Source organism: Pseudonocardia sp. WMMC193 (assembly GCF_021728735.1).
GTDB classification, from domain to species: Bacteria; Actinomycetota; Actinomycetes; order Mycobacteriales; family Pseudonocardiaceae; genus Pseudonocardia; species Pseudonocardia oroxyli.
On sequence record NZ_JAKKDO010000003.1, the window covers coordinates 88,334 to 111,647 of the forward strand.

Here is a 23,314-nt window from a genome sequence, read left to right on the forward strand (position 1 = left end):
CCGCGCCGCACCGCTCACTGAAGGAACGAATGACGTGTACCCCGACCGATTTCCCCGCAACGCCTGGTACGTGGCCGCACGCAGCCGCGAGGTGACCCGCTCCGTGCTGTCGCGATGGCTCCTGGGCGACCCCGTCGCGCTATACCGGCGTGAGGACGGGCGGCCCGTGGCACTCGTCGATCGCTGCATCCACCGGCAGCTGCCGCTGTCGCTCGGGCGACTGCAGGGCGACCGCATCGAGTGCGGCTACCACGGCCTGACGTTCGACACCGACGGGTCCTGCGTGCGCATCCCCGGCTCCTCCCGCATCTCGGACAGGGTCCGGGTGCAGGCCTTCCCTCTCTACGAGGAGTACGGGCTGGTCTGGATCTGGATGGGCGACCCGGAACTCGCCGACCCCGCGCTCGTGCCCGACCACCACTGGTTCCGGTCGGACTGCTGGGCGACCGCCGAGGGCACCCTGCACATGGCCGGGCGGGCTCAGCTGCTCAACGAGAACCTCCTCGACCTGTCCCACCTCACCTTCCTGCACCCGGAGTCCATCGGCTCTCCCGAGGTGGCCGAGGCGCCCGTGCACACCAGCTACGACGAGCGCGTCGTCCGGGTCCACCGGACGATGACCGACGTGTCGTGCCCACCCTTCTTCCAGAAGATCATGCAGGTGGAGGGCGCCATCGACCGCGGGCAGGTCGCGGAGTACTTCGCTCCCGCCTTTCACATCTCCCAGACCCACATCCGGCCCGCCGGGTCGGGGGACGACGTCCCCGCCTTCCGGCAGATGGTCATGCACGCCATCACGCCGGAGACCCGCACGACGACGCACTACTTCTGGGGCGTGGCCCGCAACTTCGCCCTGAACGATCCGGGGGTGACCGACTTCGCGGTGGAGGCCGTGAGCCAGGTGTTCCAGCAGGACATCGCCGCCTGCGAGGCCATCGAGCACATCATCGCCGCCTGGGAGCCGTCGTATCCGCTCGAGCTGAACATCAAGGTCGACGCCGGCCCGCTCCGCGCCCGCCGCATCATCGAGGAGATGGTCGCCGCCGAGCGGGAGAGCTCCGCCGCCCCCGAGCCGCACAAGGTGGACACGGCCGCGCGGCGCGCCGCTGCGGCGTCTCGCCTCCGTGCGGAGGGCCGGAGGTCGGTGGTCTGACATCGGGCAACCTGGAACTCCGTGTCCGACGCCGCGGTGCGCGCGGTGGGCCGGGCGGCGAGGGAAGCAGGCCCACGTCGGCTACGACGGCGGCCTGCCGGTGAGCCGAGGAGTCGCAGCGTGCGGAAGGCTCCGATGCTCGCGCCCGCACGGGATGGGGATTCTCCGGATCGTGCGGACGGGTCGATCGCACCGTCAGAGCGGAACAGCGGGCGCGGCTGTCCGCGCCCTGCTCCGTCGTCCGTCGCCGTCGACCAGAGCCCCGAACGACAGCCCCAGCACGCCCCAGATGACGAGGTGCATCCCCAGCGTCGCCTGCCGGAAGTCGTAGAGAACCACCGCGGGGAAGTCTCCAGGGGTCTCCGCGACGGTCGGCAGAAGCGCCCCGACCACCGACATGACCACCACGTAGCCCAGCGCGGCGAGCACCCAACCGTTCCAGGGGCCGAACCGGGCGACGAGCCTGGGTGCGGCCCACGCTGCCGCGACGGCGACCCCGATGGACAGCACGAGCATCAGCAGGTAGGTGCCGGTCCTCATGCCGATGGTGTCGTCGGCGCTGGATGCCGGCGGGTTCGACGGGTACTTCAGGAAGGGCACCAGGATGACCACGATGAAGCCGCCGGCGGCGAGGACCGCCGATGTCGCGCGTGGGCTCAGACGGCCGACTCGGCCGTGCACGGCGGCGTAGACCAGCGCGAAGATCCCGCCGACGGCGATGCCATAGATCAACAGAGCCACGCCGAGGCCCAGCGTCGACTGGATCCCCCGACTGACCATCGGTTCCTCGCCCGCAGTGCCGGAGGCGGCGGCCAGCACGTCCTCGTAGGCGATGCCCCCGTTCAGCGCCGGTTCCCCGACGAGCGAGGCGAACACCCACGCCGGCACTGCGGCGGCCACCCCGGCGAGCATGCCGCGGACCAACAACGATCTGACCATCTGCTCGTCCCCGCTCGGCTAGTGGCAGGGGAAGCCGAGGAGGTGACGGCCGTCGTGCACGAACTCGTGGATCATCGACCCGGAGAAGACCGAGGTGGAACCTTGGTCCATGCCGACGAGATAGAGCAGGGCCAGCAGGATCACTCCTGCGAACACCGCCCACGGGACGAGCTCCTTGATCGGGACGACGGGAACGACGCCGACCGAACCGGCGGGGAGAACAGCGCCCTGCGCCATGATTCCTCCTGAGTGACTCGATACATGAACAGGTGCTCAATCTATGACCTCGTCGTCATGGATTCAAGAGTGAAGAATTCAGTTGTGAAATATCTCGGCTGGGTGGATCTCGACCCTGCGGACAGCGCGGACGACCGGACCCGGCGGAGCCCGTCGGTGCCGGTCCGCCCCGGCTCGTCGTGCTCAGGAGGAGATCGCGCAGTGGCCGCGGTCCTTCCATACGGGACCTGTGGCGGAGGGGCGGATGTCGTCGTCGAAGATCGCCGTCGGCAGGTAGAGCGAACAGCACGCGTTGGGGATGTCGACGACGCCGGAGACACGGCCCTCGATCGGGGCGGCGCCGAGGAGGAGGTAGGCCTGCGGGCCGGAGTAGCCGAACTTCTCGAGATAGGCGAGTGCGTTGAGGCAGGCGTTCCGGTAGGCGAGGGTCGCGTCGTTGTACAGGTTCGTGTCGGTGGTGTGGTCCACGCCGATGCCGATGAAGGTGAGGAACTCCGTGTAGCGGGGCTCGACGTTGCCGGGGATCAGGATGGGGTTGGTGGTCACCCCGTAGGTCTCCATGCCGCCCTTGATCAGGTCGACGTGGAAGTCGATGAAGCCGCCCATCTCGATGGCGCCGCAGAAGGTGATCTCGCCGTCGCCCTGGGAGAAGTGCAGGTCACCGCCGGAGAAGAGGGCTCCAGGAACGTGGACGGGATAGAACACGCGCGAGCCGCGGGTGAAGTTCTTGATGTCGTGGTTGCCGCCGTTCTCACGCGGCGGGACGGTGCGGGCGCCGTCGCGGGCGATGGCGGCGAGGAGGTCTCCCGACGCGGTTCCGCCGAGGGCCTGGTCCTCGAGTGGGGGCAGGGCCAGTGCCGGTACCCGGTCCGGTTCCGTGGCGATCAGTGCGCGCTCGCGCGTGTTCCAGCGGCCGAGCAGCTCCGGCGAGGGGGCCGTTCCGAAGAGGCCGGGGTGCGTGATCCCGGTGAACCTCACCCCGGGGATGTGGCGAGACGTGCAGGCCTGCCCGGCGAAGTCCCAGATCGCCTTGTAGGCGTCCGGGTACCGGTCGGTGAGGAAACCGCCGCCGTTCTGCTTCGAGAAGATCCCGGTGTACCCCCAGCCCTGGCCGGGCTTGTCGCCGGTCTCCTGCGGGACGGGACCGAGGTCGAGGATGTCGACGACCAGGAGGTCGCCGGGCTCGGCGCCTTCGATCGCGACGGGACCGGAGAGCATGTGTGCGCCGTTCAGGTCGACGTCGCGGACGTCGTTGGCGGAGTCGTTGTTGCCGATCTGTCCGTCGGTCCACTCGCGGCACTCGATCCGGATACTGCTCCCGGGCCGGACGGTCACGGCCGGTGGGATGTCGGGGTGCCAGCGGTTGTGGCCGGGCACTGTCTGGTCGCGCATGGACTTCGCTTGGTCGACGCTGAAGACGACGTCGGGCACGGAACCTCCAGGGAATCGCGCGTGCGGATCGGTGTCAGGGGCGGGGCAGTCGGGCGTGTCTCGGATCGGTGCTCGTCGGCAGGGCGGCCCGGCTCCGTCCCGGAACCCGATCGACGACTGCGGGTGTGTCGCCGCTGCGGTTCGAGGTGTCGAGCGCTCGGCGCATGCCGGGGTCGAGCTGCCGAACGGCCGGGGCGTCGTAGACGCGTCGCGCCGACTGCCCGCAAGCCGGGCAGTCCGCGGTCGCGGTCGCCTGGCTCATCGGCCGGGTGCGGTGGAAGTGGCCGCAGGAGTGGCAACGGAACGTGTACGTCGGCACGGGAAAGGCCTCCGGTTGGTCGACACGGCACCCGAGTGGGGGCGCGGCGGCCCCGTCGGGCGGTCAGGATCGAGCGGGCCTGCCGAGCGGCAGGGGCTTCGCGCCCAGGGCGGCGGTGAGGCTCGCGAAGAACACATAGGCTCCGGCGACGGCCGTGAGCAGGCAGAACAACCCGGCCAGAACGCGCAAGACGCCCAGGTCGGCGAAGGTGTCGCTGATGAAGGAGAGCCAGACGAAGACGAACACCAGATCGGAGAACGCCAGTACGAGGAACACGCTCAGCGGCAGTCGCAGGGCGCCGAGCACCAGGACGGTGGTTCCGATCGCCCAGCAGAGGGCGAAGACGCTGAACGTGTCGGTCAGCGCCACCCCTGCGGTGGCCTCGTCGGTCCCCGCAGGATAGGTGCCGTACCAGTTGTGGACGTAGCCCACGTAGAGCAGCCCGAAGCTGAGGAAGAACGCCCCGAACAGGCCGAAGATGCCCGCGACGGGGCCGATCCCGGTGGCGATCGCCCATCGAGCGGCGACGAACAGGCCGATGCTCAGGGCGACGAAGAGCGGGACGACCGCTCCGGCGGATCCGGCCGGTGCGTACCCGAGGAGGAAGAGGCCGAGGGCCAGCACTCCGATCACGGCGCAGGGAACGCCGAGCAGGACGGGGTCGGCGGTGTCGGGTGCGACCGCCTCGGAGTCCGCGGTCTCGGCGGCAGACGTGTCGACATCGGTACTCATGAGGAGATCACCTGTCTCACTAGGCGGGCCGGTTCTCGATGGAGGAGCCGACCCGGTCCGGGGGAGTGTCTGCCACCACAGAAGCAACATACGCGAATAGTGTCGTTCGGCAATACCTTCTGAGTGAAGTATTACGACGGTCGAGGCCGCCCGGCGTCGAGGCCGCCGTGTCGTCGCCACAGCAGTGCGCCGGTCCGGTCGACTGCGGCAACGCTCGGCGAGGTCCCGGCCCGTCGAACGCACCTCATCCGGCTCGAACCCGCGCCTGGTCGGGGGAGCACGGTCGGACGACCAACCGAGCTGCGGCTCTCCCCGTCGGTACGGCATCGACCCGCAGGGTCAGCACCGGCACGCCCGGTCCCGTCGCTCCGCGGTGGCGCACCAGGGACTCCGCGACCGGTGTGACCAGGTGCTTGCGCACGCTCCGGGCGAGGCTGCGCGCACCGTTGACGGGGTCGAAACCGAGCTCGACCAGCGCATCGACGACCCCGTCGCCGATGACGATCTCCACATCGCGCCGTCGGAAGAGCTCGCGAACGTCCTGCAGGCGCAGCGCGACGATCTCCTCAGCCGTCTCGGGCGAGATCTCGTCGAAGTAGACGACCTCGTCGAGCCGGTTGAGGAACTCGGGCTCGAAGAAGTCCTTCACGGCGCGCTCCACGACCGCGCGGTCCCGCTTCTCGAGGAGGATCGCCGCCGCGCGGGGCCCGGCACGGCCGATCCCCGCGGTCCTGGAGATCGAGTCGAGCGCTCGACGGCGGAGGCGGCCCCGCCGACGGGCGAGTTCTCTGGAGCCCAGGTTGGAGGTCATGAAGACGAAGGTGTTGCGGAAGGAGATCGTCTGCTCACCGTTGGCCAGGGTCAGGCGACCGTGGTCGAGGGCACCGAGCAGGACCCGGAGGACGAGCGGATGTGCCTTCTCCACCTCGTCGAGGAGCACGATGCCGGGCGTCAAGGTGGTGCCTTCGATGGTGGCCTTGTCGAAGATGCTCGAGCTCTCGCGGCTCCCGGCATAGCCCGGTGGGGCGCCGGCGAGCGAAGCCGCGTAGTGCTCCTGGGCGAGCTGGCCCATGTCGATGCGGCAGAAGTCGTCCGGTCCCGAACGGATCTCCGCCGCCAGCCGGCGGACCAGCTCGGTCTTCCCGACGCCGGTCGGGCCGACGAGCAGCACGCAGCCCATCGGCCGTTCCCGGTCGTGAAGCCCGGCCTGGGCGATGACGAGCGCGTGCTCGACCGCGGCGAGTGCCGGAGCCTGGCCGAGCACGCGCTGCCCGATCGCCGCAGTGGCAGCAGCGGCATCGAATGTCCCGGTCCGATTCAGTGGCCCGGCAGGGGAGGCCACGTCGGCTGGGCGTCCCTCGGGGCTCTGGTCGTGGAACCGGTCGCTGAGATAGGGCACAGGGTCGTCCGCGTCCGTGGGTCAGGCGTTCTTCGTCTTCTCGTAGGGCAGGTCGTAGACCGGTGCGCTGGCGACCCCGATCGTCGAGCGTGTGATCGCCTCGACCGCTTCCTGTGCCTTCTGCGCATCGGTGACCCAGAGCTTGTAGAAGTCGAACGGGCATTCCGCGACGCCCTTGTCGCCCTCGCCGGCCGCGTGGACACCGGTGTAGCCCCGGTGGAGAAGCTTGAACAGGTGGTTCTGGGACTGGTCGTTCCGGCGGGCGTCGCGGATCGCGCTCAGCGAGAGCTGGGCGTACTGCACGCCGTAGTCCTCCTCGCCGCACTCGCCGAGGGTGCGCCCATCGAACCCGATGATCGCCGAGTGTCCGAAGTAGGAGTAGACCCCGTCCCATCCGGTGTCGTTGGCGACGGCGACGTAGCAGTTGTTCGCCCAGGCCATGGCCTTGGCCATGATGACCTGCTGCTCCTTCGACGGGTACATGTAGCCCTGCGGGCGGACGATCAGCTCGGCGCCCTTCATGGCGCAGTCACGCCAGATCTCCGGGTAGTTGCCGTCGTCGCAGATGATCAATGACAGCTTCATGCCCTTGGGGCCGTCGGTGACGTAGGTCGTCTCGCCGGGGTACCAGCCCTCGATGGGGGTCCAGGGAAGGATCTTGCGGTACTTCTGGACGATCTCGCCGTCGTCGTCGATCAGGACCAGGGTGTTGTACGGCGGCTTGTTCGGGTGGTCCTCATGGCGTTCGCCGGTGATCGAGAAGACGCCCCAGGTCCCGGCCCGGCGGCAGGCGTCGGAGAAGATCTCGGTCTCCTCGCCCGGGACGGTGGCCGCGGTCTCGTACATCTCGTCCTGGTCGTACATGATTCCCATGGTCGAGTACTCGGGGAACACGACCAGGTCGAGGCCGGGTAGCCCCTGCTTCATGCCGATGATCATGTCGGCGATGCGGCGGGCGTTGTCGAGCACCTCGGCCTTGGTGTGCAGCCGGGGCATCTTGTAGTTCACCACCGCGACACCGACGGTGTCGGGGCTCGAGGAGATGTCTCCGTGTCGCATGTTGCCTCCTGGCGAAGGACGGGCCGGCCGACCGGAGCGTCCGCGACGATGCGGTGCGGCACCGATGCGGAGTTCGGGTGGCTACGGATCCGTCGTGCCCCGCCGCCCGCTCGACCGGCGAGTTCTCGAGCAGACCTGCTCGACGACGTTTCACAATGAAGATATTTCCGATGATATGGTTGTGTCAAGGGCGCGAACCGAGGACGGTGCGGTCGCCTTGCCGATCTGCTCACCCGATCGGCCCACGGACCGTCAACATGCAGGCAATACGACAGGTGCAGACTCGGCCCATCTTTCGGGGGTGGGCGAGACGGAGGGTCGCATGTCAGCAGATGTCATCGACATCGCATTCGTCGTTCCCGACAGCGGACCGTCGGGCATCTACGGACCTTCGTGCCAGGCCAGCGGCCGTCTCGCCGCGATGGAGATCAACGAGAGCGGAGGAATCCTCGGCCGCGAGGTGCGACTGCGCACGGTGGACGGAGGTCAGTCCCCGGACAAGGTGGCCAATCAGGTCGGGGCGATGGTCGACGCCGGAGTGGTCGACGCGGTCACCGGATGGCACACCTCGGCCGTCCGGGAGATGCTCGCTCCTCGCCTGCGTGGTCGAGTGCCCTACATCTACACGGCCGTGTACGAAGGCGGCGAACGCACGCCCGGCGTCTTCCTCACCGGCGAGACCCCTACCGACCAGCTTCTCCCGGCGATGCGCTGGATGTCGGAGGAGATGGGGGTCAGGAGCTGGGTCACCGTCGGCAACGACTACGTCTGGCCGCGCGAATCGGCGCGGTACGCCCGCAGCTACGCCGAGCACGTTCGGGCCGAGATCCGAGACGAGATATTCATCCCGCTGGGAACCGAGGACTTCGGCCAGGTTCTGCGACGGGTCGAACGGGCGCACGTGCAGGGCGTGCTGATGTTCCTCCTCGGGTCGGACGCGGTGCGCTTCAACCGCGCCTTCACCGAGATGCGCATGCACGACCACTGCATCCGGCTCAGCCCGTTGATGGACGAGAACATGCTGATGGCCACGGGCGCGGCGAACACCCACGACCTCTACTCGGCGGCGGGCTACTTCGAGTCTCTCGGCACCGCGTACGGCCTGGACTTCGAGCGTCGCTACCTGCAGGCGATCGGCCCGACGGCTCCCGCGTTGGCCTCGCCCGGCGAGTCCTGCTTCGAAGGCATCGCACTCCTGGCGCAGCTGGCGTCGGCGGCAGGCTCCACCGAGGTCCCGCGAATCACCACCGTGGCCGACATGGTGTCGTACGAAGGGCCGCGCGGCGCGGTGCGGGTGCGCAACCAGCACCTCGTCCAGCGGATCTATCTGGCCCGTGCCGACGGTCTCGAGTTCGACGTGCTGGCGGAGATACACGGAGGCGCCTAGGTGCGCCGGCCGCCTGCGGTATCGGACCGAAGCGGACGGCGACCGGCTCCCGCGGGCTCAAGAACGCGGGCCGGCCGGGCTGTGCACCTTCGCGAGCTGGGCGAGTAGGTCGGCGAGGACGAACGCGTCGTCACCGAGCTCGGCCAACGCCTCAGCCTCCGCAGCGGTCACCTTCGGCTCGACCGTGCGATGCAGACTGCGTCCCTTGTCGGAGAGGAAGGCGAGGACCCGGCGGCGGTCGCGGTCATCGACCAGGCGATACACCAGGGAGCCGTCCACCAGCTTGTCGACGATCTTCGTCAACGTCGGGCCCGGCACCACGATGGCTCCGGCGAGCTCCGACATCGGGTGCCCCTCGCCGTCGGCGAGCAGGTCCAGCACTCGCCACTGGTCGAGGGTCAGCCCGTCGGAGGACAACGCTCCCTCGAGCAGCCGGGCGATCTGTCGCTCGACCTGTCCCAAGAGTCTGCTCATCGGCGCGAGGGGAGCGCGCCCCGTGCGAGCCGCACCCTGCCGAGTCCTGCTCATCGGATCTCCTCACCATCCGTACCACCCGGTCGCCCCACGTCGGGCGACCGTGCGAACGCCTCCCGGACCAGACGAGCGGGCGCCGAGACACTGCTGTCGTTGTAAACACTGTCAGTCTAAAGCTACTGGGGGCTCGTGCGCTCTTCGAACTCGGTGGGCTGGGCTCAGCTCCGTCCTCGCGAGGATCCGACCACTGCACGCGCCAAGGCGAGCAGGCACAGCGCGATCCCCGTGAACGCGACCGGCACGGAACCCGCGACGCCTCCGAAGCTCATGATCATCATTCCGACCAGGAGTATCGCCCGGGTGTCGGTGCGACCCTGATCAGGACCGGTCGGCGGCAACCGAGTGGCGAAGTCTCGTGACTCACGTGGGGGAGTCGGTCGACTGTCCGGGTCCTCGGAGCCGCCGGGTGCGGTGTCAGTGCCCGAACGGCTCATGCGCCGGGTCCGCTCTCGCGAGGCGCCGCAGCCCTCGAGACCGCTCCGAGGTTGAGGAAGACCACTGCTGCCAGGTTGGGGATCCTCGTGCATTCGGTGGTGACGTCCGAGCCGGACGTGTAGTGAGCGCGAAGCAGCTCGGAGAACCGAACCCCGGACACCCCGGCGGGCGCATCCGCCAGAATCCGGTTGGCCGTCTCGATATCGGCCGGGGTGAGGCATGCGCGCCACAGGCGCTGACGGATGCAGATCTGCTCGTCGTCGATGCTGTCGACGGTGAGCTGTGAGGCTCCGACGAGGGGCCTCAGTCGGTCTCCGGGCTTGAGGCGGGCGACGATCTCCGGCCATGCGATCAACGGGAATCTCCTGCGGTCAGGTCCAGGTAGCGGCGCGCGGCGTCGTGGAACCTCGCCAGTCGATCGTCGAGGCCGACGAGGGGGCAGGTTCCGCAGTACGGCGCCCGGTCGTGCTCGCTTCCGCAGCGGAAGGCCAGGCAGCACGTGCGTCGCCACACCACCATCCAGCACGGTGTGCCGAGCCCGGAGGGGTGTCTCACGGTGTCGAGCTCGACCAACCCGCGCAGGCGTGGTCGGGCGTCCAGGGCCTCTCGGGCTGTGGACAGCAGGATGCTGCGGTCCGGCGACGACCAGGACAGGGCCATGAAGACCTGCGCCAAGGCGACGGCCACATCGCCCCACAAGACGCGATTGCCCACGCGGGTCTCCCGGTGGACCTGCTCGACCACCTGCTCGAGGTGGCCGTCGAGCAGAGCCGACACGACCTCCTCGATGGCCGAGGAGGTCGTGGAGGTCGTGGAGGGCACCGTCGCCGTGCGGAACCCGATGCGGAAGGAACCGCCCTCTTCGTCCGCGTCGACCATGACGTTCGGCCAGGTCGGATCGACCCGTCGCCCGTGGAGCAGGTACTCGCCCAGCACCGGCCAGATGAGCCGGCGCGCGTAGGCGAGGACGAACAGCGAGCCCGACACCCCGGTGCTGGTGCCGCGAACTCGGCGACCAGCGTCGATGAACGCCGGAAGGTCCTCGTCGAGGAAGGTCCTCGCCGGGCGCCACCCCGGCCCGTCGACCTCGCAGACGGCCGCGAGCTGGGCGGCGACAGGCGGTGGTGGCGCGAAGCCGGCAGCGGCGGAGGCCGTGGACGGCGATCCCTGCGGGGCCATCAGGTGGCCCCGGCGCCGTCGTCGCGGGCGCGCGTGATCATGTCCGAGTTCCGCGGCAGAGGACGGCGCCGAGCCCGTGATGCAGATCCCGATCAGGTCGCATGGCCTACTCCAGGAAGCCGAGGTCTTTGAGGACGTGGGCCGCGGAGGTGGCGCGTACGTCGGCGACGAGCGTCCGGTACTCCTCGACGAACAGTCCCGCGTGCCGGCTCATCTGATCGGCCTCGACGAGGTCGACGGCCTTCTCCAGGTCGCCACGCCGCAGCGTGTCGCGCCACAGTGCGTTTCGGATGTGCACGCCTTCGGCGTCGACTCCGGTCACCTGCAGGGTCTTTCCTCCGGCGACGGTGGGGACCTGCGCGCCACCGTCGTACCTCTTCTCGACATCTGCCCAGTTCAGCGGCATTCGATCAGTCCTGCCCCTCCGGATCCGACGCATCGGGCAGCCCCGGGGTCGCGACGGCTCTCATGTAGTCCAAGGTCGACGCCCTGCGCTGAGCCGCTGTCCGTTCGTCACAGCCCAGCACCTCGGCGAGCGTGTGGAGATCCTCGCCGCGTACACACACCGCAACGAGCACCTCGCGGTGGTCGCCGGGGATGTCGTGAAGCCGCGACTGCAACTCCTGCCATTCACACACTGTGGCGAGCTCGCCGGCCTCGGCCTCGGCGATGCGCGCCTCGGCCAGCGAGGCGATCCGCCCGGAGTAGGGCAGGCCGAAGTAGCGGAACACCGTCGGCCGGGAGACGAGCCCGGCGGCGACCTGGACCGCGACCTGGCCGGCGAGTCTGGGATTCGTCAGTCGGTGCGTGCAGGTGTAGAGCACCGCCTCGTAGGTGGAGCGGACGCGCTCCAGCCAGTCGGTGAACTCTCCTCGGTCGTCGCTCACCGTGGACTCGCGCGTGGCGTCGGCGGACATGGTGGTCTCCGGGCCCTCCGAAACCGTCGTGGTGAGCGGTCGGTGAAAGGCGGGTCGACGGCTCGCGTGGAGTGCGCTGTGATGACGCGGGGCGGACGACCTGGCGGCCGCCCGCCCCGTCGTGTCACGGCGTGGGCACCACGGTCTTGGTCATCATCGCGATGTGCTCGGCCTGGACCACGGTGAGGTCCTTGGACGCCGGCGCGTCACCGCGGATCGCTTCGTGTGGCACCACGACCCAGCAGGCGCAGCCCCAGATGCACTCCCCGGCCATGCCGTCGAAGCGGATCGACTGCTCCGAGAGCATGACCCCGAGGTCGAGCAGCCAGGAGTGCATCAGCAGCTTGTCCTCCCACGACTCGATCGCGTCATAGGCGTCGCGCGCTTTGAAGAAGGCCGTGAAGTCGCTCTTCGCGACACCGGGGATGACGATGTTGGAGTAGGCGGTCAACTCGTCGAAGAACTCGCCGAGGGTCGTGTTGACGGTTCCGTCCTCACCGTCGAGCACGTACTCGCCGAGAGTCGACTCGAGCTTCTTCTGCAGGGTCTCGTTCCACAGCTCGCGAGGCGAGACCGTGTGGGCCTCGATGTAGTCGGTCTTGAAGCCCTCTCGCAGGCCGGAGAACTGTGGGATGTACCCGATCCACTTGCCGACGACCTCGCGCCACTTGCTCCGCGGCTCGCCCGGGAGCACCTCGACCCCGGGGTGGGTGAACTTGGCGACGTCGAACACCGTCCAGGTCCGGTCACCGGAGATGTTCCGCTCGTGTGGTGCGCCGGTGAAGCCCGCCGGGCGCAGCATCTTGAACAACAGCCGCCCGTAGTCCTGAACCACGAAGCGCGTGAACGAGTCGTTCACGAACTTGCGGGTGACCATCTTGCGCAGGTGGTCACGGACCGCGGGCTTGCCGGCCTTGGTGTAGGAGCCCAGCCGCTGCCAGGAGTGCTCCTGGGGCAGGGCGAAGAAGCCACCGGTGAAGGGGTTCTTGTAGAGGTCGCCCCAGACCGCCATGACGCCCTGGTTCTTGGCGTCGTCGAGCATGCAGTCGATCTCGTTCATGGTCGGGAACAGCGCAGCGTCGCCGCCCGCATGCTCCTCGTCACCGGAGAACGGCATCGATGCGACGCCGACGACGGGGATGCGGCGCCCGAGCTTGACGTTCGACAGGTGCCGGGCCAGGTCCACGACCATCCCGGAGCCCGTGCCACCGCTCATCGAGAAGAAGATCAGGACGATCGAGGGGAGCTTGGTCGCGTTGATGGAGGCGACGAAGTCGTCGAGCTCCTTCTCCAGCGACTTGTCCTCGCCGTAGTAGTAGTGCCCGTAGATCGCCTTGGACACCGCGCGGGGGATCGACTCGCCGGCCTTCGGCATCTCCATGTCGCCCGGCAGCCACGGCTCGTAGTTCGGGTTCCAGTAGTACCGCGGGTACTCCATCTTCAGGTACTCACGCCAGCGGTTCAGGCTGGTCATGAGGTCCTTCTTCTCCGGGACATCCAGCGAGACGGCGCGCACCTGCGCCCGGTCGGTCGGGATCGCACGCTCTTCCAGGCGCTGGTTGAAGCCGCCCATGTACTCCTTGAGCTCGTGCTGGTCCTGGTCGCCGATGTCGATCGACAGGCCGGTGAACCGGGCCCGCGGGTCCTCGAGCATGTCCTCGATCTCGCCGGTACGAAGCAGAGCCTCGACCATGTAGGCGCCGGTCTTGCCGATGCCGATGGCATGGATGCAGTGGGGGGACTGCGCGCCGGTGGCGCTGTGGTACATGGACAGAGCCATTGCTGGCCTCCTCCTGGTGTCGGTCCTGCGTCATCGCCGCACGACCCGTGCGGTGCGTGCGCTGGACAGAGGTGCTGGGAACTGCTGGTGCAGTGCGGTCTGTGTCCGTCGGGCGAGGCGGCCTCTGTGAAGGCCTAGCTGACGTAGCCGAGGTCCTTGAGGATGGTCGCGGCCGTGGTCGGCCGTTCGTCGGCGATGTAGGTCCGGTAGTAGTCCACGACGTCGCCGTAGTTGCTGGTCATCTTGCCTTCGTCGAGCAGGCTCATCGCCTTCTCGAGATAGGCGCGGGTGATCTTGTCCTGCCAGAGCCGGTGCGACACGTAGATGTATCCGTCGTCGGCGCCGGTCACCTCGAGGGTGCGTGCACCCGGCATGGAGGGCAGCTGGGCGCCCTTCTCGTAGCGGGCGACGATCTTCGACCATTCGGTGGCCATCTCCGAGCCTCAGCCCGACGCCGCGACGCCGGCGCCGGTCTCGGCGATCGCGGCCACGTCCTCGTCGCTGATGAGCGAAGCCACACCCTCGCCGCGGATCGCCGCGTGGGGTACGACGACCCAGCAGGCGCAACCCCAGATGCACTCGCCGCCCATCCCGTCGAATCGGATGGAGGGCTCGCACAGCATGACTCCGAGGTCGAGCAGCCACGAATGCATGAGCAGGTGGTCTTCCCACTCGAGCGGGTCGTAGAGATCGCGTGAGGGCACGAACAGCTCGAGGTCGAGCTTCGACGCTCTCGGAAGGACCACGCTCACGAAGTCGCCCCCGGCGGTCTCCACGGACTCCACGACCGGTTCGACGCGGGTCGCGGCGACGCCCGGGACGGCCTTGGCCACCGCCGCCGCCGCAGCGGCGGCCTCCTTGCCGGTGCCGAAGACCCGTGCTTCGGCGTACTCGGTGGCGAAGCCCTTCGTCAGACCCAGCCCGGTCAGCTCCTCGGCCTCGGCCAGCGGACGGGTGGCCAGGATGTTGATCCACCGGTCGCTCTGCTCGCCACGGATGGCGGGGTGCCACTGATCGCCCGGTACGGCCAGCCAGTTGAGCGCCTTGAGGGTCTCGTAGAGATCCTTGCCGCCATCGACGGTGCTGAAGGAGGCGATGGTGTCGACGGGACTGTGCGCGCCGTCGTCGGGGACGGCGAAGAAGCCACCGGTGAACGGGTTCTTGTAGAGGTCGCCCCACACGGCCATGACACCGTTGTTCTTCTCAGTGTCGATCATGCAGTCGAGCTCGTTGATCACGGGGAAGAAGGTCGCGTCGGCCTGCTGCGGCAGGACTCCCATGCCGATCACCCACGGGCGGCGACCGAGCTTGATCGACGAGAGGTGACGGGCGATCTCGACGACGATTCCGCTGCCGACGGCCTCGTCCAACGAGAAGGCGACGACGACGAGCGGGGTCTCCTCGCTGGCGAGAACGCCTTCGGCGAACTCGTCCATCGCCTTCGTGATCTCGCGGTTCTGGTAGTACTCCGCACCGTAGATCGCCTTGGCCACCGCTCGGGACATCTCCGCGCTCGATCCGGGGATCTCCAGGTCGCCGGGCAGCCACGGCTCGTAGTTCGGGTTCCAGTAGTACCTCGGGTACTCCATCTTGAGGAACTCGCGATACCGGTTCAGCGCCGAGGACAGATCGGCCCGGCTCGGGATGGGGAGCTCGACGGCACGAACGGCGGGGTTACCGGCGGGCACGCCGCTCAGGCTGCCTGCCCCGATGTCGACGGCGAGGGCGCTGAACCCGGCGGGGGCGATGCCGGCGACGGCTGAGACGACCTCGGCCCCGGTCTTGCCCAGACCGAGCACGTGCAGGGAGAAGGGGCCCTCGTGGTCCCCGGCGTGGTGGACCTTCTCCTTGCTCAGCGCCTCGATCCGAGCGAGTGCGGTGTCCGTCTCGTGCCCGTGCCCGTGGCCGTGTTCGTGTCCGTGATCATCGGACATAGGTTTCTCCCTTTCCGGGGGTGTTTGCGCTGACCATCGCCGCAGGACGCCGAGTCGAGCGGCCGCGCAGAGCAGCCGCGGCCACCTGTGCGGCACGAGCACGCGCCGACCTGGCTCGACGGACGTCATCGACCGACAGCTCCGCGTACTGCAGCTCTTGCTGCTCCTCGCCGCACAGGCCGAGGAGGACGCCGTCATGGTTGACCAGCGACGAATGTCCGGCCCAGTGGTACGGGCCGATGGAGCCTGCCGCGTTCGCCGAGACGACGAAGCAGGTATTGGTCCAGGCCAGACCTCGCGCGGTCTGGACGATCCGCCCGGCGGTGGCACCGGGGTTGATCCAGTGCTGGATCACCAGCTCCGCATCCCACAGGTCAGGGTCGGTCAGGGCCGACCGGTGCCCGTCGGCGTAGGCCAGAGCGGTTCGTAGCCCCTTCGGTCCGCTGACCACCCGAGGGCCGTCACCAGAGCGATCGACCGGTCCAGTGCGGTGGCGCAGAACGACATCCCCGCGGTCGTCGAGCAGCACCACCTGGTGACGGCGGTCCGGCCGGGTGGCTCCTCCGCTCACCGAGACCGCCACCCAGACGCGCGCCGCACGGCAGACGGGGGCCAGGATGTCGAGGGCTTCCTCCGGGAACGCCAGTGGCGCGTCCCCGGCGTCGTGGAGCGCGGTGCCTTGGAGCCCGTATTCCGGGAACACGAGGAGGTCGGCGCGGTAGCTCCTCGCGAGACCGCTGACGAGGTCGGCCGTCCTCAGAAAGGACAGCCGCGCCTCGGAGCGCGAGCGCACCGCCGGAACGGCCTGGTTGACTACGAGGACGTCCACCTCGCCGCGGCGTCGTGATCTCGGATCGTGCGACGGCATGCCTGCCTCCTCTCCTCCTCGACCACACCTAACCTACGTGAATATCTCCGTTTGGCAATACCTTCGATGTGAAGTATCTGGTCGGGATGGAACGCCAGACCTGAGGCAGAGCCCTGCGCGAGCGGATGAACTTCGGCTGGAGTGTCGACCCGACCCGGCGGAGTGGTCACCCACCGGTGCCCTCCCCATGACCGCTGCACTCAGCGTCGTGTACCGGCTCGGGCCGAGGCGATCCGCAGCAGCTCACGGGCGGGCCCGGCGGGCGCGGGGCCGTCGGGCCAGACGCAGCGCAGCTCGCGTCGAAGGTCCAGCTCGGCGACCCTGACCCGAACCAGGCGTCCGGCAGCGAGGTCGTCTCGGACGGCGAGCAGCGACAGGGCCGCGGGACCGGCTCCGGCCAACACGGCGTGGCGGATCGCGGTGGTGGCCGCCAGTTCCAGAGCCGGCGCGGGTCGAGTGGTCCCGGGGGCGGCTTCGTCGAGCGCTCGGTCCAGCACCCTCCGGGTCCCGGAGCCTGCCTCGCGGGCGACGAGGGCGGTCCCGGCGAGTTCGGTCGGGCCGACGCTCCGGCCGCGGCGGCGGGCCCACGGATGGCCGGGTGGCACGACGACGGCGAGCTCATCGGTCGCGACGGTCGCCGCCCCCAGCCCCGCCGGGAGGTCGGGTCCTTCGACGAAGCCCAGGTCGGCGCGCCCGTCGCGGACGAGGGCGGCGACCTGATCGGAGTTGCGGACGACGAGGTTGACTCCGGTCGTCGGCCCCAGCTCGGTGCGGAGGCGGACGAGCCAACCGGGGAGCAGGTATTCGGCGACGGTGTAGCTGGCGGCGACGTCGAGGTGATCGTCGCGGTCGGCGCGCAGCGCGGTGATGGCGGTGTCCAGCTCGGTGGCGGCGTCGAGAACCTTCGCCGCCCAGTCGGCCACCAGGGCGCCCGCATCGGTCAGGGTGCTGCCGCGCGCGCCGCGGTCGACCAGCCGCACGCCGACCTGTCGCTCGACGGTCCGGATCCGGGCGGACACGGCCTGCTGGCTGAGTCCGAGCTCGCGACCGGCGGCGCCGAGACTCCCGGTCCGCGCGACCGTCAGGACCAACTCCAGTGCGCCGAGCTCCGGAACGTGCGAGGACAGAGCCACAAGCACAACCTACCTTCAGCCACAAGGACTCATTGTGGGTCCACCAGCGAGTGGCGGGTACTCGCCGGGCTCTGCGGAGAGCACCGTGAGGTCATGTCCGCAGGCATCCTGGATCGACCCGCCGCCCCGCTCGCGCCCCCGCTGCTGCACCGGCTGGGCCTGTTCCGGGATCTCGCGCACCCGCGGGAGGTGCTCGCGCACCTGGGCCCGAACTGGTTCGCGTCGATCATGGGCACGGGGATCGTGGCCACCGCCGCCGCGACCCTCCCGCTCCGGGTCCCGGGCCTGCACACGGCCGCGCTCGTGGTGTGGATGACGGCCGTCCTGCTCCTCGTGGCGCTGATCGTGGCCTGGGCCGCTCACTGGGTCCTCCACCCGGGCACCGCGCGCGGGCATGGCGCCGATCCGGTGATGGCCCAGTTCTACGGCGCTCCGCCGATGGCGCTGCTGACGGTCGGCGCGGGAACACTGCTGCTGGGCAAGGACGTGCTCGGGGAGACCGTCGCGCTGCACGTGGACGTCGTGTTGTGGTCCCTGGGCACTCTGACCGGCCTGGCGAGCGCCGTCGCGGTCCCGTACCTGATGTTCACCCGCCACGACCTGCGCACCGACTCGGTGTTCGGCGGCTGGCTGATGCCCGTCGTTCCGCCGATGGTCTCGGCGGCGACCGGCGCACTCCTGGTCCCGTACGCCCCATCGGGCCAGCTCCGGACGCTGTTGCTGCTGGGCTGCTACGCCATGTTCGGGCTGAGCCTGCTCGCGTCGATGATCGTGACGACCCTGATCTGGTTCCGGTCGACCCGGCACGAGCCCGGTCCGCCCGCCAGGGTGCCGACGCTGTGGATCGTGCTGGGCTGGCTCGGCCAGTCGATCACCGCGGTGAACCTGTTGGGCGACCAGGCCCACCTCGCGCTGCCGGCGCCGTACTCGACGGCTTTCGAGGCGTTCGCGCTGGTCTACGGCGTTCCGGTGTTCGGGTTCGCGCTGCTGTGGATCGCCGTCGCGCTGGCCGTGACGGTCCGGACCGCCCGTGTCGGGCTGCCCTTCGGGCTGACGTGGTGGTCGTTCACGTTCCCGGTCGGGACGGTGGTCACGGGCACGAGCGCGCTGGCCGTGCACACGGGCCTGGAGGCCGTGGCCTGGCTCGCCGTGGCCTTCTACGCCGCCCTCGTCGCGGCCTGGGGCACCGTCACCGTCCGCACCGCCTGCGGAAGCCTGCGCGGCAGGTTGTTCCTGCCTGCCTGACGACGCCCGCGCGGACGCGAGCTGCGAGGATGCGGACATGACGCTGCACGGGAGCGAGGCCGGCATCGTGCTGGACGGGGAGCCGTTGCCGCTCACCGTCCCCGCACGGCTCTACGTCTGTGGGATCACCCCGTACGACGTGACCCATCTCGGGCACGCGGCGACGTTCGTGTGGGCGGACACGCTGGCCCGGGTGGTGCGGATGAGTGGCACCCCGGTGGTGGTGACCCGCAACATCACCGACGTCGACGACGTGCTGACGCGCACCGCGGCGGAGCGCCGGATCGACTATGACGAGTTCGGGTTGCGGCAGGAGTTCCTGTTCGACCAGACCATGGCCGCGCTGCAGATCCGTCCGCCGGACCACGCCCCGCGGGCGCGGAACCACGTCAAGCACGTGATCGCGCTGACTCGCACGCTGCTGGCCACCGGGGCGGCCTACGAGCGCGCCGGGACCGTCTACTTCCGTGGCGCCGGGGTTCCCGCAGCGGCGGGCCTGGACCGCGACGCCGCGCTGGTGCTGTCGAGCGAGTACGGCGACGAACCGGGGGACCCGGCCCGCGACGATCCGTTCGACGTCCCGTTGTGGAAGCCGTCGGGCGAGGCGCATCCCGCGTGGCCGAGCCCGTGGGGGCCCGGACGGCCGGGCTGGCACGCCGAGTGCGCGGCCATGGCCGTCGCGACGCTGGGCGGGGTGGTGGACGTCCTGGCCGGCGGGGCCGACCTGACCTTCCCGCACCACGCGTACCAGTCCGCGATGGTCGCCGCGGCCACCGGCGCGGGCCGGTTCGCGAGGCGCGGGTTCCGGGTCGGGGTCGTCGGAGCGGAGGGCGCCAAGATGGCCAAGTCCACCGGCAATCTCGTTCTCGTGCAGGACCTGTTGTCCGAGACCTCCGGTGCGGCGCTGCGGCTGCTGCTGCTCGACCGCCCGTGGTCGCAGCCCTGGGAGTACCGGGCCGACGACGTCGCGCCCGCCGCCGGCCGGCTGGAGGATCTCTACGTCGCCGCAGGCCGCAAGACCGGCTCCGACGCCGCGGTCGACCGGGTGCGGGCCGCGCTGCGCGACGACCTGGACGTCACCACCGCTCTCGACGTCGCCGTCGACGCCGGTGGGGAGGCCGCCCGGCTGGCGATCCGCACCCTCGCCCTGCAGTAGGCGGACCGGCGAGAGAGGTCGGTGGCACGAGGCTCGGTCCGGACGGTGCGCTGCCCGAGTGGTGGAGGACCGTCGACGCCGCGGCGAGGTCTGCCGGGTCAGCTCGGCCGCGCGCCTGCGATCCGCGCCGCGTACTCGCCGTAGAGGAAGGCCACCCGCTCGGCCGACATCGGACCGTCGGGCCGGTACCAGCCCACGACGGCCTCGCACAGCTCGATGATCGCGAAGGCGGCGAGCTTGCGGTCCTCGACCACGAGCAGCTCGGCCTCCTCGCCACGGGCCAGCACCTCCTCGATCCCGGATCGGTACTCGTGGCGCAGGCGGGTGATCTCGGGCCGGTCCGCGTCGTCCACCCAGGCGAAGTCGCGGATCGTCACGATCGACTCCCGCGGATGGGCCAGGAAGTAGCGCACCAGGCTCTCGGCCGAGCGGCGCAGTGCCAACACCGGGTCGGACGTGCTGGCGACGGCGTCCCGCTGTCCGGCGAGCACCTGGCGCAGGGTCGTCACCACGATCTCGCGCAGCAGCTCCCCCTTGGTCCGGACGTGGCTGTAGACGCTGGTGGGGCCGATGCCCAGTGCGTCGGCGATGTCGCGGACACCCGTCGCCCGGTAGCCGGTACGGGCGAAGAGGGTCAGGGCTGCATCCTGCACGTCCCCGAGACCGTGGCCGGCGCGCTTGGCGCGTCGGCGGGCGGGAGGGGACGCGGACGACATGGTCCGACCCTAGCAAACACGTCAGCGGGTGCGCCGCGAGGTCGAGCCGTGAAGCGAACACTCGTTCCGAGACAGCGACCTCCACCCGTGGCTGATCTACGTGCGGAGATGACGCCATTGACGGCTCGGGTTCATAGGTTCTACGTTCTGAACGAGCACTCGTTCGAAGGAGAATCCGATGCCCGGTTACAAGAAGATCCTGTTCGAACAGGACGGTCCGATCCGTACGATCACGTTCAACCGGCCGGAGGCGCACAACGCGCTGGACAAGGAGATGTCGGACGAACTCGCGGATGCCGTCCGTGAGGTGAAGCGGGACCGGGACTGCCGCTTCCTCATCTTTCGCGGGGCCGGGGAGACCTTCTGCGCGGGGGACGACATCAAGGACTTCCTCACCTGGAGCGACGACGACCCGTACTGGCAGGCGCGGCAGTACCAGGAGACCGCTCAGCTGATCGAGGACCTGACCCCGATCACCATCGCCGCGGTGGACGGGGTGTGCACGGGCGGTGGTCTCGAGCTCACGCTGACCTGTGACTTCGTGGTCGCCACCGATCGCAGCCGGTGGGGGATGCCGGAGATCGATTGGGACATCACCCCGGGCTGGGGCGGGGTCACGCGGCTGGGGCGGTTCGCGGGGCGTCGCAAGACCAAGGAATGGAACCTCATCGGTCAGCTGTTCGACGCCGCGACCGCCGAGAAGCACGACCTGATCAACCGGATCGTGGCCCCCGAGCAGCTCGACGCGGAGGTCGACGCGCTGGTCGAGGTGATGTCGAAGAAGAACCCGATCACCGTGCGCCGCACCAAGTTCGTCCTCAACAAGGGGGCGGACCTGCCGTTGTCCGGCGCGATGGCCTTCGAGGTGCCGATCCGACCGTTCGCGAACAAGCCCGGTCGCTTCGCCACCGACGGCATGGAGGACTTCGCCGATCCGGCCTCGCGAGCCGAGCGGCGCAAGGTCTCCAAGACCTTCTGGCAGGACTGACCGGCCGACGCGCCGGGCGCGGACCGCGTCCGGCGCGTCACCTCCGCGACCCCGGGGTCTCCGTGTCGACGATGTCACGATCGAGGAGTGCGCACGATGGGCCTGAACCTGAGCATGCTGCTCGCCGAACCGGTGCGCCGAGACCCGGGCAGGACCGCTCTGCTCCTGGGCGACGGGCGACGAGTGAGCTACGCCGAGTTGGCCACCGAGGTCGAGCGGGTCTCCGCCGGGCTCGCGGCCGCGGGAGTCGGGCCGGGGATCGTGGTCGGCCTGCTCCTGCCCAACGGGCCGGAGTTCGTGGCCGCGTACCTCGCGACGGTGCGGATCGGGGGCGTGGCTCTCCCGCTGAACCCCGCGCTGCGAGCGGGAGAGATCGAGCACTGCCTGGCCGACTCCGGTGCGCTGGTTCTTCTCCTGGACCCCGCGGCCGCCGTCGAGGAGCAGGAGGGCGTGCACACCGCAGCGGCCGCGGCGGGGGTCGAGACGACGGTGATCGTCGGCGGTCCCGAGGACGCCGCAGACCAGACCTATGACCGTCTGCGATCCGCGGACCATCCGGCCGCCGAGCCTGCGGCCACCGCGGCCGACGATGTGGCGGTGCTGCTCTACACCTCCGGCACGACCGGGCGACCGAAGGGCGCGCGGCTGACACACTCGGGCCTCGCCTGGATCGCCGAGGTGCTCGCGACCCGGATCTTCCGGCTGACCCCGGACGACGTCGTCTACTGCGGGCTGCCGCTGAGCCACATCTTCGGGCTCAACGCCCTGCTCGACGCGACCCTGCTCAGCGGCGCGACGCTGGTGCTCGAGCCCCGATTCGAGCCCGACCGGGCGCTCGGGCTCGCGGCCGAGTACGGCGTGACGGTCTTCCCCGGCGTGCCCGCGATGGCGATCGGCCTGCTCGCCGCGCACCGCAGACGCCCGGTCGCGCTGCCCGCGCTGCGGGTGGCGCTGCTCGGCGGGCAATCGGCGCCACCGGATGTCATGAGGGAGTTCGGCGACACCTTCGGCTGCCATCTCATCGAGTCCTACGGGATCTCCGAGATGTCCTCGGCGGTGGCGGCCACCCCGTCGGACCGGGCGGGCAAACCGGGATCGGTGGGGGAACCCGTGTGGGGCACCGAGGTGCGCATCGGCTCAGCCGACGGGGGTCTGGCACCGGGCGAGCGCGGCGAGATCCTCGTTCGCGGACCGGGGGTGATGGCGGGCTACCACGGGATGCCGGAGCAGTCGGCGGACGCGCTGCGCGGCGGGTGGCTGCACACCGGGGACATCGGCTACCTGGACGCCGACGGGGACCTGTTCGTGGTCGACCGCCTCAAGGAGGTGATCATCCGCGGTGGTTACAACGTCTATCCCCGCGAGGTCGAGGATGTGCTGTACGCCCACCCCGACGTGCAGCAGGCCGCCGTGGTGGGGGTCCCGGACGACGAGCACGGCGAGGAGGTCGCCGCCGCGGTCACGTTGCGGGAGGGGGCGACCGTGAGCGCGGAGGAGCTGCGTGAGTTCGTCCGCGCGCGACTGGCGGGCTACAAGTACCCGCGCATCGTCGCACTCGTCGACGTCCTACCGACGAGCTCGACGGGAAAGCTGCTCAAGCGCGAGCTCGATCCCGGTTGGTTGCGGGCCGTGGCCTCGGCACAGGCGGGTGCGTCGCCGCCCGCACCGTGACGGGGGCGGCGGTGGAGCGTCGATGCTGAACCCGCCCTCGACCGTGGAGCATGACGCCGAGCTGCACCGCGCGAGCGTGAGGCTGGGCCAGGTCGAGGCCGA

24 protein-coding genes are annotated in these 23,314 nt (G+C 69.7%); 6 read left to right on the forward strand and 18 right to left on the reverse strand.

Annotated features, from left to right (window positions below; translation table 11 throughout):
* The first annotated feature begins 34 nt into the window (after positions 1 to 34).
* The gene (locus tag L3X23_RS01720; RefSeq protein ID WP_237190217.1) at positions 35 to 1,153 is read left to right on the forward strand and encodes an aromatic ring-hydroxylating dioxygenase subunit alpha; all 1,119 of its coding nucleotides are present in this window, start codon (positions 35 to 37) and stop codon (positions 1,151 to 1,153) included.
* 195 nt (positions 1,154 to 1,348) lie between these two features.
* Here the strand turns inward: L3X23_RS01720 and L3X23_RS01725 are convergent, their stop codons facing one another.
* From L3X23_RS01725 to L3X23_RS01755, 7 genes are all read right to left on the reverse strand, one after another.
* Entirely contained in the window at positions 1,349 to 2,092 is a 744-nt protein-coding gene (locus tag L3X23_RS01725) for a CbtA family protein (protein ID WP_237190218.1), read from the reverse strand.
* 18 nt (positions 2,093 to 2,110) lie between these two features.
* Entirely contained in the window at positions 2,111 to 2,329 is a 219-nt protein-coding gene (locus L3X23_RS01730; protein WP_237190219.1) for a CbtB domain-containing protein, read from the reverse strand.
* A gap of 183 nt (positions 2,330 to 2,512) precedes the next feature.
* Complete coding sequence (gene fmdA / locus L3X23_RS01735) at positions 2,513 to 3,760, reverse strand: formamidase (RefSeq protein ID WP_237190220.1); 1,248 nt, start codon at positions 3,758 to 3,760, stop codon at positions 2,513 to 2,515.
* A gap of 34 nt (positions 3,761 to 3,794) precedes the next feature.
* Positions 3,795 to 4,079 (reverse strand): zinc ribbon domain-containing protein, encoded by a 285-nt coding sequence (locus L3X23_RS01740; protein ID WP_308116855.1) that lies wholly within the window; start codon positions 4,077 to 4,079, stop codon positions 3,795 to 3,797.
* Between the two features lie 63 nt (positions 4,080 to 4,142).
* Positions 4,143 to 4,811 carry a GPR1/FUN34/YaaH family transporter gene (locus tag L3X23_RS01745; RefSeq protein ID WP_237190221.1) on the reverse strand — a complete coding sequence of 223 codons (669 nt, stop codon included), beginning with the start codon at positions 4,809 to 4,811 and terminating at the stop codon, positions 4,143 to 4,145.
* A gap of 244 nt (positions 4,812 to 5,055) precedes the next feature.
* Entirely contained in the window at positions 5,056 to 6,075 is a 1,020-nt protein-coding gene (locus tag L3X23_RS01750) for an AAA family ATPase (RefSeq protein WP_237190224.1), read from the reverse strand.
* A 156-nt stretch (positions 6,076 to 6,231) separates the two neighbouring features.
* Entirely contained in the window at positions 6,232 to 7,269 is a 1,038-nt protein-coding gene (locus L3X23_RS01755) for an aliphatic amidase (protein WP_237190226.1), read from the reverse strand.
* Between the two features lie 301 nt (positions 7,270 to 7,570).
* Between L3X23_RS01755 and L3X23_RS01760 the strand changes: the two genes are divergently transcribed.
* Positions 7,571 to 8,656, forward strand: coding sequence for a substrate-binding domain-containing protein (locus tag L3X23_RS01760; RefSeq protein WP_308116856.1), 1,086 nt, complete (start codon positions 7,571 to 7,573; stop codon positions 8,654 to 8,656).
* 57 nt (positions 8,657 to 8,713) lie between these two features.
* Here L3X23_RS01760 and L3X23_RS01765 read toward each other — a convergent pair whose 3' ends face one another.
* The 10 genes from L3X23_RS01765 to L3X23_RS01810 form a co-directional block, all read right to left on the reverse strand.
* Entirely contained in the window at positions 8,714 to 9,130 is a 417-nt protein-coding gene (locus L3X23_RS01765; RefSeq protein WP_237190235.1) for a MarR family winged helix-turn-helix transcriptional regulator, read from the reverse strand.
* Between the two features lie 490 nt (positions 9,131 to 9,620).
* Complete coding sequence (locus tag L3X23_RS01770) at positions 9,621 to 9,980, reverse strand: hypothetical protein (RefSeq protein ID WP_237190236.1); 360 nt, start codon at positions 9,978 to 9,980, stop codon at positions 9,621 to 9,623.
* Positions 9,977 to 10,804, reverse strand: coding sequence for an IucA/IucC family C-terminal-domain containing protein (locus tag L3X23_RS01775; RefSeq protein WP_237190237.1), 828 nt, complete (start codon positions 10,802 to 10,804; stop codon positions 9,977 to 9,979). Before L3X23_RS01775 ends, L3X23_RS01770 begins: the two co-directional genes overlap by 4 nt.
* A 106-nt stretch (positions 10,805 to 10,910) precedes the next feature.
* Positions 10,911 to 11,210 (reverse strand): hypothetical protein, encoded by a 300-nt coding sequence (locus L3X23_RS01780; protein WP_237190238.1) that lies wholly within the window; start codon positions 11,208 to 11,210, stop codon positions 10,911 to 10,913.
* Positions 11,211 to 11,214: 4 nt separating this feature from the next.
* Positions 11,215 to 11,721, reverse strand: a complete 507-nt coding sequence (locus tag L3X23_RS01785; RefSeq protein ID WP_237190239.1) for a hypothetical protein — start codon at positions 11,719 to 11,721, stop codon at positions 11,215 to 11,217.
* 124 nt (positions 11,722 to 11,845) lie between these two features.
* Positions 11,846 to 13,501, reverse strand: a complete 1,656-nt coding sequence (locus tag L3X23_RS01790; RefSeq protein WP_237190240.1) for a tubulin-like doman-containing protein — start codon at positions 13,499 to 13,501, stop codon at positions 11,846 to 11,848.
* Between the two features lie 134 nt (positions 13,502 to 13,635).
* Positions 13,636 to 13,935 (reverse strand): hypothetical protein, encoded by a 300-nt coding sequence (locus tag L3X23_RS01795; RefSeq protein WP_237190242.1) that lies wholly within the window; start codon positions 13,933 to 13,935, stop codon positions 13,636 to 13,638.
* Between the two features lie 9 nt (positions 13,936 to 13,944).
* Positions 13,945 to 15,435, reverse strand: coding sequence for a tubulin-like doman-containing protein (locus L3X23_RS01800; RefSeq protein ID WP_237190244.1), 1,491 nt, complete (start codon positions 15,433 to 15,435; stop codon positions 13,945 to 13,947).
* Positions 15,425 to 16,303 (reverse strand): nitrilase-related carbon-nitrogen hydrolase, encoded by an 879-nt coding sequence (locus L3X23_RS01805; protein WP_237190246.1) that lies wholly within the window; start codon positions 16,301 to 16,303, stop codon positions 15,425 to 15,427. Before L3X23_RS01805 ends, L3X23_RS01800 begins: the two co-directional genes overlap by 11 nt.
* Positions 16,304 to 16,503: 200 nt before the next feature.
* Positions 16,504 to 17,436, reverse strand: a complete 933-nt coding sequence (locus tag L3X23_RS01810; protein WP_237190248.1) for a LysR family transcriptional regulator — start codon at positions 17,434 to 17,436, stop codon at positions 16,504 to 16,506.
* A 93-nt stretch (positions 17,437 to 17,529) separates the two neighbouring features.
* On the opposite strand from L3X23_RS01810, the gene L3X23_RS01815 reads away from it, so the two are divergent.
* Entirely contained in the window at positions 17,530 to 18,681 is a 1,152-nt protein-coding gene (locus L3X23_RS01815) for a TDT family transporter (protein WP_237190250.1), read from the forward strand.
* A 37-nt stretch (positions 18,682 to 18,718) separates the two neighbouring features.
* Positions 18,719 to 19,837: a cysteine--tRNA ligase gene (locus L3X23_RS01820; protein ID WP_237190253.1), complete on the forward strand. Its 1,119-nt coding sequence runs from the start codon at positions 18,719 to 18,721 to the stop codon at positions 19,835 to 19,837.
* A gap of 98 nt (positions 19,838 to 19,935) precedes the next feature.
* Here the strand turns inward: L3X23_RS01820 and L3X23_RS01825 are convergent, their stop codons facing one another.
* A complete protein-coding gene (locus L3X23_RS01825; protein ID WP_237190255.1) occupies positions 19,936 to 20,553 on the reverse strand; it encodes a TetR/AcrR family transcriptional regulator in 618 nt (205 codons plus the stop codon).
* Positions 20,554 to 20,731: 178 nt separating this feature from the next.
* Here L3X23_RS01825 and L3X23_RS01830 point away from each other — a divergent pair, with 178 nt between their 5' ends.
* Together L3X23_RS01830 and L3X23_RS01835 are read left to right on the forward strand one after the other, a co-directional pair.
* Positions 20,732 to 21,541, forward strand: a complete 810-nt coding sequence (locus L3X23_RS01830; protein ID WP_237190256.1) for an enoyl-CoA hydratase/isomerase family protein — start codon at positions 20,732 to 20,734, stop codon at positions 21,539 to 21,541.
* Positions 21,542 to 21,637: 96 nt separating this feature from the next.
* A complete protein-coding gene (locus L3X23_RS01835) occupies positions 21,638 to 23,212 on the forward strand; it encodes a class I adenylate-forming enzyme family protein (RefSeq protein ID WP_237190266.1) in 1,575 nt (524 codons plus the stop codon).
* The last annotated feature ends 102 nt before the right edge of the window (positions 23,213 to 23,314 follow it).

What these genes read in the sequence shown, in the direction of transcription:
- L3X23_RS01805 (WP_237190246.1), bottom strand. Translation starts at nt 16,303, where the DNA reads ATGCCGTCGCACGATCCGAGATCACGACGCCGCGGCGAGGTGGACGTC.
- L3X23_RS01820 (WP_237190253.1), top strand. Translation starts at nt 18,719, where the DNA reads ATGACGCTGCACGGGAGCGAGGCCGGCATCGTGCTGGACGGGGAGCCG.
- L3X23_RS01835 (WP_237190266.1), top strand. Translation starts at nt 21,638, where the DNA reads ATGGGCCTGAACCTGAGCATGCTGCTCGCCGAACCGGTGCGCCGAGAC.
- L3X23_RS01800 (WP_237190244.1), bottom strand. Translation starts at nt 15,435, where the DNA reads ATGTCCGATGATCACGGACACGAACACGGCCACGGGCACGGGCACGAG.
- L3X23_RS01730 (WP_237190219.1), bottom strand. Translation starts at nt 2,329, where the DNA reads ATGGCGCAGGGCGCTGTTCTCCCCGCCGGTTCGGTCGGCGTCGTTCCC.
- L3X23_RS01825 (WP_237190255.1), bottom strand. Translation starts at nt 20,553, where the DNA reads ATGTCGTCCGCGTCCCCTCCCGCCCGCCGACGCGCCAAGCGCGCCGGC.
- L3X23_RS01830 (WP_237190256.1), top strand. Translation starts at nt 20,732, where the DNA reads ATGCCCGGTTACAAGAAGATCCTGTTCGAACAGGACGGTCCGATCCGT.
- L3X23_RS01780 (WP_237190238.1), bottom strand. Translation starts at nt 11,210, where the DNA reads ATGCCGCTGAACTGGGCAGATGTCGAGAAGAGGTACGACGGTGGCGCG.
- L3X23_RS01775 (WP_237190237.1), bottom strand. Translation starts at nt 10,804, where the DNA reads ATGGCCCCGCAGGGATCGCCGTCCACGGCCTCCGCCGCTGCCGGCTTC.
- L3X23_RS01765 (WP_237190235.1), bottom strand. Translation starts at nt 9,130, where the DNA reads ATGAGCAGACTCTTGGGACAGGTCGAGCGACAGATCGCCCGGCTGCTC.
- L3X23_RS01795 (WP_237190242.1), bottom strand. Translation starts at nt 13,935, where the DNA reads ATGGCCACCGAATGGTCGAAGATCGTCGCCCGCTACGAGAAGGGCGCC.
- L3X23_RS01725 (WP_237190218.1), bottom strand. Translation starts at nt 2,092, where the DNA reads ATGGTCAGATCGTTGTTGGTCCGCGGCATGCTCGCCGGGGTGGCCGCC.
- L3X23_RS01745 (WP_237190221.1), bottom strand. Translation starts at nt 4,811, where the DNA reads ATGAGTACCGATGTCGACACGTCTGCCGCCGAGACCGCGGACTCCGAG.
- L3X23_RS01785 (WP_237190239.1), bottom strand. Translation starts at nt 11,721, where the DNA reads ATGTCCGCCGACGCCACGCGCGAGTCCACGGTGAGCGACGACCGAGGA.
- L3X23_RS01815 (WP_237190250.1), top strand. Translation starts at nt 17,530, where the DNA reads ATGTCCGCAGGCATCCTGGATCGACCCGCCGCCCCGCTCGCGCCCCCG.
- L3X23_RS01755 (WP_237190226.1), bottom strand. Translation starts at nt 7,269, where the DNA reads ATGCGACACGGAGACATCTCCTCGAGCCCCGACACCGTCGGTGTCGCG.
- L3X23_RS01790 (WP_237190240.1), bottom strand. Translation starts at nt 13,501, where the DNA reads ATGGCTCTGTCCATGTACCACAGCGCCACCGGCGCGCAGTCCCCCCAC.